5 protein-coding genes and 1 pseudogene are annotated in these 6,326 nt (G+C 62.3%); 5 read left to right on the plus strand and 1 reads right to left on the minus strand.

Going from position 1 to position 6,326, the window contains the following annotated elements; genetic code table 11:
• A partial coding sequence (locus tag EN935_RS18055) for a cystathionine beta-lyase (protein WP_127373489.1) occupies positions 1-1,126 on the minus strand: 1,126 nt, incomplete at its 3' end.
• Between the two features lie 344 nt (positions 1,127-1,470).
• Between EN935_RS18055 and EN935_RS18060 the strand changes: the two genes are divergently transcribed.
• The 5 genes and pseudogenes from EN935_RS18060 to EN935_RS18080 form a co-directional block, all read left to right on the plus strand.
• On the plus strand, positions 1,471-2,106 hold the full coding sequence (locus EN935_RS18060; RefSeq protein WP_109662998.1) for a DUF1326 domain-containing protein: 636 nt from the start codon (positions 1,471-1,473) through the stop codon (positions 2,104-2,106).
• A gap of 9 nt (positions 2,107-2,115) precedes the next feature.
• Positions 2,116-2,976: a DUF2182 domain-containing protein gene (locus tag EN935_RS18065; protein ID WP_127373490.1), complete on the plus strand. Its 861-nt coding sequence runs from the start codon at positions 2,116-2,118 to the stop codon at positions 2,974-2,976.
• Between the two features lie 428 nt (positions 2,977-3,404).
• Positions 3,405-4,433: an amino acid ABC transporter substrate-binding protein gene (locus EN935_RS18070; protein WP_109663002.1), complete on the plus strand. Its 1,029-nt coding sequence runs from the start codon at positions 3,405-3,407 to the stop codon at positions 4,431-4,433.
• A 63-nt stretch (positions 4,434-4,496) separates the two neighbouring features.
• Positions 4,497-5,684 (plus strand): amino acid ABC transporter permease, encoded by a 1,188-nt coding sequence (locus tag EN935_RS18075; RefSeq protein WP_109663004.1) that lies wholly within the window; start codon positions 4,497-4,499, stop codon positions 5,682-5,684.
• A 4-nt stretch (positions 5,685-5,688) separates the two neighbouring features.
• Positions 5,689-6,326: pseudogene (locus tag EN935_RS18080) on the plus strand (amino acid ABC transporter permease); the annotation flags it as partial.

The following is a 6,326-nucleotide window of genomic DNA, read 5'->3' on the forward strand; positions in this document are numbered from 1 at the left end:
CCTCGAGGCCGATCTGCAGGCGGATCAACGGGCCCTCATAGGGCGCTTTTGCAACAACGCGGTCGCCGAGCCAGACCGGCACGGCAAGGCTCTCATAGCCGCCCCAGGAGTAGCCGAGACCGAAGATCCGCAGCGCGTCCAGGAAGGCGTGCTGCTGCTTCTGGCCGCCGCCGGCAAGCACGATGGAAAAGATGCCGCTCGAGCCGGAGAAGTCGCGCTTCCACAGATCGTGGTCCGGATGGCTGGGAAGGGCAGGGTGGAGCACGCGCGCCACGCCCTTCTGGCCCTCGAGCCAGGAGGCGATGGCAAGCGTGCTGCGCTGATGGTGCTCCAGGCGCACGCCCATGGTGCGCAGGCCGCGCAGCACCTGGTAGACGTCGTCTGGCCCGGCGCAACAGCCAAGCGTGCAGAAGCTTTCGTAAAGATGCTTCCAGCAGCTGTCATTGGCCGACACCGTGCCAAGCAGCACGTCGGAATGGCCGGCCGGGTACTTCGTCGCCGCATGGATGGAGATGTCGACACCATGGTCGAGCGGACGGAAATAAAGCGGCGTCGCCCAGGTATTGTCCATCATGACGATGGCGCCTGCGGCGTGCGCCACCTTGACGATAGCCGGGATGTCCTGCACCTCGAACGTGTTGGAGGCTGGCGATTCCGTGAATACCACCTTGGTGTTGGGCTTGATCAACGCGGCGATGCCGGCGCCGACATCGGGGGCGTAGTACTCGACCTCGACGCCCAGCCGCTTCAGCATCGTGTCGGCGAAGTTGCGGGTCGGATGATAGACGGTATCGACGATCAGCAGATGGTCGCCCGCCGACACGAAGGCGAGCAGCGGCACGGTCACCGCTGCAAGACCCGACGGCACCAGGATCGTGCCGGCCGAGCCTTCCAGCGCGTCTATGGCGTGGGCAAGCGCATCGGTCGTAGGTGTGCCGCGCGTGCCGTAGGTGTATTTTTGGCTGCGTGCCGCCATCGAAGCCGCGTCACGAAAAAGCACGGTCGAGGCATGCACCACCGGCGGATTGACGAAGCCGAAATAGTCATGCGGATTGTTGCCCGAATGGGCAAGCCGCGTGTTGATGCCGATCCCGCCGCTAAAGTGCTCGCTGCCGTCTTTCGCCATTCTGCATCGCCTTGTTTGACAAGCCGCTAGCCATAGTGCGGCGTCATGGACCGTGCAACAGCCACCGTCCGCCAGGAGATGGACTTCGAATATGCCAATTCGTCGCGGCAAAAGCCGGCGATGCGGGGTGCGGCATGACCCCCGCGGCGCATTGTCGGCGCTGCGCCAGTCTCCGCCGATCGGCCTATTGTGGGCGGCGGTGAAAGGTATATGGTATATTGCTAATATTAATCGCCGGATTGCTTCGATCAGATGCTGCCGGATGGTTGTTGCCGGTTCACCTTCTGGTCCTCTACGATCCGGATCGCGCTCACAGAGCGTGAGCGCGGCAAGGGAGGAATGCCATGCCGGACGTCAAATGGACAATGAAGGCGCGCGAATTCATCAACTGCAACTGCGCCTATGGCTGCCCGTGCCAGTTCAACGCCATGCCGACATACGGATTCTGCCAGGCGGTCGCTGGCATGGAAATCGAGAGCGGCCATCATGGCGACACCAAGCTCGACGGACTGCGGTTCGTCGGGATTTTCAGCTGGCCCGGCGCCATACACCAGGGCAGGGGCGAAGCCGCGGTGGTTATCGACGAGCGGGCGACCGAAGCCCAACGTGCAGCGCTGCTCCGCATATTGGGCGGTCTCGACACCGAACCAGGCGCAACGATATTCCAGGTCTTTTCGACCACGCTGGAGAAATTCCACGATCCGATCTTTGCCCCGATCGAATTCAAGGTCGACGTCGACGCGCGAACCGGGCGGCTGCACGTCAAGGGCGTAACCGACGGCCATGGCGAGCCGATCAAGAATCCGGTCACCGGCGCCGAGCATCAGGCGCGCATCGACCTGCCGCACGGCTTTGAATACGTGATCGCCGAGGTCGGGCGTGGCTGGACCAAGGCGACGGGCCCGATCAAGTTCGAGCTGGCCGATACGCACAGCCATTTCGCCAATCTGCATCTCACGCAGAGCGGCATCGTGCATTGACCTGATCCAATGGGCGACACGGCCCTCGAGGCGGTGCTGCGGCGCGATCGCGCAGTCGTGACGGCCGCGCTCGTCGTGATTGCCTTGCTCGCCTGGGTCTATGTGCTGTGGCTCACCGCCGACATGGTCATGCCCGGTTCCCCCGTACCGGGCAGCACAGGCGGCGACATAGCTGGAATGGACATGTCGACCATGGACACGGGCGGCATGGACATGGGCGCCACCGTGGCGCCCGGGTTCCGGACCTGGTCATCGGCCGATTTCGCTTTCATCTTCACAATGTGGGCGGTGATGATGGTCGGCATGATGACGCCTTCGGTCGCACCGATGTTGCTGCTCTATGCCGGTGTCGGCCGCAAGGCGCACGCGGATGGCCGGCCCATCGCTTCGACGGGATGGTTTTTTGCCGGCTATCTTGCCGTCTGGGTCGTCTTCAGCGTCCTGGCAACCGGTGCGCAATGGCTGCTCGCCCGTCTCGCCTTGCTCGATCCCTCGATGGCGACCGACAGCGCGATCCTCGGTGGCCTCGTCCTGATCGCCGCTGGTCTCTATCAATGGACGCCGATGAAGGGCGTCTGCCTGCGCCAATGTCAGGCGCCGATCGCGTTCCTCGCCAGCCATGGCGGGTTCCGTTCCGCTCCGCTCGGCGCGCTTCGGCTCGGCATCGATCACGGCGCCTATTGTCTGGGTTGCTGCTGGGCCCTGATGGCTCTGCTGTTCGTCGGTGGCGTCATGAACGTGCTGTGGATCGCCGGCATCGCCATCCTTGTTCTCCTGGAGAAGACGGTCCCGACCGGGCAGTTGATCCCGCGCGTCTCGGGCGCGTTGATGGCTGCGATCGGCGCCTGGTTCGTCTTTCGAGCCCTTTGAGAACAGCCCTTGTCTCCGGCCAGTATTGGCCCGCAACTGACAGATGACAGTCTTTGGATATGGCAATTCATTGCGCATTGAGGTCAATAACGCCGAGATGTTGCCTGGGAAGGATTTCGCTACCGCGGTCCGCATTGGCCTCGCATTGGCATTGAATGAGCTTTGCCGCCTTTATTTGCGCTACTGACCAAATCGCGGGCGCGTTTGTCTGTAAATCAGGCATTTGCGGCAATCGGTTTTCAAACTCTTTCGGTTTCGGTCATTTCCCTTGACCTCACAGGAATTATCGCCTTCGATGACATTTGTGAATGGGAGGCGGCGCGTCGGTTACGATGCGGGGTTCCGGGAATGGGCCGGAATGGGAACTGCGTTCACACGGGAAAAAAATCAGGGTTTGCCCTGAAAAACAGAAGAAGGGTCTGTGGGTCATGAAACATATTGCTATCGGCATTCTTGGCGCCGCCACGCTTGGGTTGGTGGCGTCGGCCGCGTCGGCAACCACGCTCGACACCGTCAAGGCGAAGGGCTTCATCCAGTGTGGCGTCTCGACCGGCCTCGCCGGTTTCTCGGCGCCAGACGACAAGGGTGACTGGCAAGGCATCGACGCGGATTTCTGCCGCGCTGTCGCGGCCGCCGTCTTTGGTGACGGCACCAAGGTCAAGTTCACGCCGCTCAGCGCCAAGGAGCGGTTCACCGCGCTGCAGTCCGGCGAGATCGACATCCTGTCGCGCAACACCACCTGGACGATCAACCGCGACACGGCACTTGGCCTGAATTTCATCGGCGTCACCTACTATGACGGCCAGGGTTTCATGATCAATGCCAAGAAGCTGCCGGGCGTCAATTCCGCGTTGCAGCTTTCCGGCGCCGCCGTCTGCGTGCAGAGCGGCACGACCACCGAGCTCAACCTCGCCGACTACTTCAAGGCCAACAAGATGGAGTACAATCCGGTCGTCTTCGAAAAGCTGGAAGAGGTCAACGCTGCCTATGACGCCGGCCGCTGCGACGTCTACACCACCGATCAGTCGGGCCTCTATGGCATTCGCCTGACGCTGGGATCGCCGGCCGATCACGTCGTGCTGCCCGAGATCATCTCGAAGGAGCCCCTCGGGCCGGCCGTTCGCCAGGGCGACGACCAGTGGTACCACATCGTCAAGTGGACCTATTTCGCGCTGTTGCAGGCTGAAGAGCTCGGCATCACCAAGGCCAATGTCGATGAAATGAAGAATTCGGCCAGCCCTGAGATCAAGCGCGTGCTCGGCCAGGAAGCCGATACCAAGATCGGCACCGATCTCGGCGTCTCCAATGACTGGGTCGTCAACATCGTCAAGGCCGTCGGCAATTATGGCGAAATGTTCGAACGCAATGTCGGTTCGGGCAGCCCGCTGAAGATCGCGCGCGGCATCAACGCGCTGTGGACCAAGGGCGGCCTGCAATACGCTCCGCCGATCCGCTGATCGAAATGTGATCCGGGAGGCAGGTCGTCTGCCTTCCGGTTTCTCTTTCCAGGGGACGGTCGAATGGCATCGCAGGAAGTTCTTCGCGAGGAGCCCAGCCGCGGTTCCTTTATCAACGATCCGAAAGTCCGGGGCATATTCTTCCAGGCGCTGGTCGTCGTTCTGCTGGTGGCGGGCGTCTGGTGGATTGCCCACAACGTCATTGCCAACCTGACGCGCCTTCACATCGCTTCGGGCTTCGGCTTCCTCAAGGGCCGCGCCGGCTTCGACATCAGCGAGAGCGCTATCGCTTATTCATCGGATTCGACCTATGGCCGCGCCATCCTGGTCGGCTTCCTAAATACTGTCATCGTCGCCATCGTCGGCATCATCACCGCGACAATCATCGGCTTCATTGTCGGCATCGGCCGGCTTTCGCAGAACTGGCTGATCAGGAAGATCTGCACGGTCTATGTCGAGGTGTTCCGCAACATCCCGCCGCTGCTGGTCATCTTCTTCTGGTATTCCGGCGTGCTGGCCGTGCTGCCGGCACCACGCGACAGCATCAATCTGCCGTTCGGCTCCTTCCTCAACCAGCGCGGCTTCTATTTTCCACGCGCCGTGTGGGGCGACGGCTCCTGGCTGATCTTCGTCGCTCTGCTCGTCGGCATCGGCATGGCGTGGTTCGTCGCGCGCAAGGCGCGGCAACGGCAGATGGCGACCGGCCAGCAATTCCCGGTGTTGTGGACAGCCTTGGCGCTGATCGTCGGGCTGCCGCTGCTCGCCTATGCGCTGAGCGGCTTTCCCCTGACTTTCGACTACCCGAAGCAATCGACTTTCAACCTGACCGGCGGCTTCCAGGTCAGGCCGGAGTTCCTGTCGCTGTATCTGGCGCTGTCCTGCTATACCGCCGCCTTCATTGCCGAGATCGTACGCGCCGGCATCAGGGGCGTCAGCAAGGGCCAGACGGAAGCTGCCGGTGCGTTGGGGTTGCGGCCCGGATCGATCCTGCGGCTGGTCGTCGTGCCGCAGGCCATGCGCATCGTCATTCCGCCGCTGACCAGCCAGTATCTCAACCTGACCAAGAACTCGTCGCTCGCCATCGCCATCGGCTATCCGGACCTGACAGCGACCGCCGGTACGGTGCTGAACCAGACCGGCCAGGCTGTAGAGGGCGTGGTGATCATGATGGTGATCTATCTGGCCATCAGCCTCCTGACCTCGCTTGTGATGAACTGGTTCAACGCCAAGATGGCGCTGGTGGAGAGGTAAGGACATGCAAGAACATGATATGTCCTGGGTGCGCACCGAAATGGTGCTGGCGCAGCCGGCGCCAGCCGGCGTTACGGGTTTCAGTGCGTGGGTGCGCAAGAACCTGATCGCTTCTGCCGGCGACACCATTCTGACCATCGCCGGCATCGCGCTGGTGGCGCTGATCCTGCCGCAAATCATCAACTGGGCGTTCATCAACGCTGTGTGGACGGGACCGGACCGGACCGTATGCGCCACCGTGGCGCAAGGCGGCGTCCAGCCGGATGGCTGGACCGGCGCCTGCTGGGCTTTCGTCAATGCCAAGTTCGGCCAGTTCATGGTCGGGCGCTATCCGATCGAGGAGCGCTGGCGGCCGATCCTGGTCGCCATCTTCTTCGTGGCGCTGCTGGTGCCGATGCTCATCCCGAAAGTGCCGCGCAAAGGGCTGAATGCCATTCTGCTGTTCTTTGTGCTGCCGATCGTCGCCTTCATCCTGCTGGTCGGCGGCATGTTTGGCCTGCCACATGTCGAGACCTCGCTGTGGGGCGGGCTGCTGGTAACGCTCAGCCTGTCCTTCGTCGGTATTGCCGTGTCGCTGCCGCTGGGCATCGTGCTGGCGCTCGGCCGTCGTTCCAAGATGCCGATCATCAAGACGCTATGCGT

Origin of the sequence: Mesorhizobium sp. M7D.F.Ca.US.004.03.1.1 (assembly GCF_003998635.1) — a bacterium.
Taxonomy (GTDB): Bacteria; Pseudomonadota; Alphaproteobacteria; order Rhizobiales; family Rhizobiaceae; genus Mesorhizobium; species Mesorhizobium loti.

Coding starts and splice junctions, on each gene's coding strand:
- EN935_RS18075 (WP_109663004.1), top strand. CDS start 4,497: ATGGCATCGCAGGAAGTTCTTCGCGAGGAGCCCAGCCGCGGTTCCTTT.
- EN935_RS18065 (WP_127373490.1), top strand. CDS start 2,116: ATGGGCGACACGGCCCTCGAGGCGGTGCTGCGGCGCGATCGCGCAGTC.
- EN935_RS18060 (WP_109662998.1), top strand. CDS start 1,471: ATGCCGGACGTCAAATGGACAATGAAGGCGCGCGAATTCATCAACTGC.
- EN935_RS18070 (WP_109663002.1), top strand. CDS start 3,405: ATGAAACATATTGCTATCGGCATTCTTGGCGCCGCCACGCTTGGGTTG.